2 protein-coding genes are annotated in these 1,312 nt (G+C 72.5%); one reads left to right on the forward strand and one right to left on the reverse strand.

Annotated features, from left to right (window positions below):
- The coding region (locus G6024_RS03780) for a DUF1542 domain-containing protein (RefSeq protein ID WP_159148084.1) at positions 1-640 on the forward strand (640 nt) is incomplete at its 5' end.
- 46 nt (positions 641-686) lie between these two features.
- Here G6024_RS03780 and G6024_RS03785 read toward each other — a convergent pair.
- The coding region (locus G6024_RS03785) for an HNH endonuclease family protein (RefSeq protein ID WP_159148086.1) at positions 687-1,312 on the reverse strand (626 nt) is incomplete at its 5' end.

Consider the following 1,312-nt stretch of genomic DNA (forward strand, 5'->3'; position numbering starts at 1 on the left):
CGTGTCCGAGTTGGAGAACGCCCGCACCCCGGTGCAGGCGCAGCTGGCCAAGGACACCGCGCTGGAGGGGCTGTACTACGTGCGTGCCGCGCGCTCGGCGATGGGCCTGGACCCGGGCCCTGAGCTGCCCAAGACCCCCGGACAGGACCGCGCCGGCCGTGTGACGGAGGACCGCGAGGTCGACGTCGAGGGCCGGACCATGAAGGCCGCGACCGATCCGAGCGACGAGACCCCGCACTACTACCCGGGCGGTGTCGTGGCCGGTCGACCGGTCCCGGCCGGCTGGTACTCGGAGCCCTGGTGGGCGTCGGCCCTTACCACGGGCGTGTGGATGATGGGCTCGATGATGATGTTCAACATGATGTTCGCCGGCATGTCGGGCATCGGGTACTCCGGTGAGGACTTCGCGTCCGGGGTGGGCGAGGGCGGCGCCGACGTCAGTGACATGGGCGGCGGCGACGGCGGCGAGGGGTTCTTCGACGGCGGACTCATGGGTGGGGACGGCGGCGATGGCGGAGGCGACGGCGGAGGCTTCTTCGACGGCGGCCTGTTCGGCGGCGATGGCGGGGGAGACGGCGGCGGGGGCTTCTTCGACGGCGGCCTGTTCGGCGGCGACGGCGGCGGCTTCTTCGACTTCTGACCCGGCTGCGGTGCGCCCTGCCCGGCCGCGGTGCGCTGCGGCGGGTTCAGCAGCCGGCCAGGACCCGGTCCATCGCGTCGCGCTCGGCCTGCGTCACCCACAGTCCGTACCGGTCCTTGACCAGCACCTGGCGCGAGACGTACGAGCACCGGAACTCGCGACGCGGCGGGAGCCAGGTGGCGGTGTCGCCGTCGCCCTTCTGCTGATTCGCCCACCCGGCCACGGCCAACAGGTTGAGCGGGTCGTTGGCGAAGTCACGCCGCTGCTCCTCGGTGAGCTGCTGTGCGCCCTTCTGCCACGCGTCCGACATCGCCACCACGTGGTCGATCTGAACCTCCGATGACGTGTCCTGCCCGCGGACGAAGTCAATCCGCTCCCCGGTGTACGGCCCTTCCAGGACGCCGGTGAGGACCACGCAGTCCCGCGTGCCGGGCCGGAAGGTGATGTCCCGGAGGTCGCGCTGGAGGATGTCGTTGCGGGTGTCGCAGCCGTTGCGGCCGAACTCCACGGACACGTCGTCGGTCCACGACTGCCCGAACAGGTCGCGGTCGTAGCCCGTCTTGGGCGCCCGGCCCTTGACCTCGAGCTGCGGCAGGGCCCCGCGGGCCGCCGCGACCAGGGGATCTCCGGGTGGGCCGGCGTCGGGGTCGACCGGGGGCGCGGGCTCGGCGG

The organism is Dietzia maris, assembly GCF_014144855.1.
GTDB classification, from domain to species: Bacteria; Actinomycetota; Actinomycetes; order Mycobacteriales; family Mycobacteriaceae; genus Dietzia; species Dietzia kunjamensis.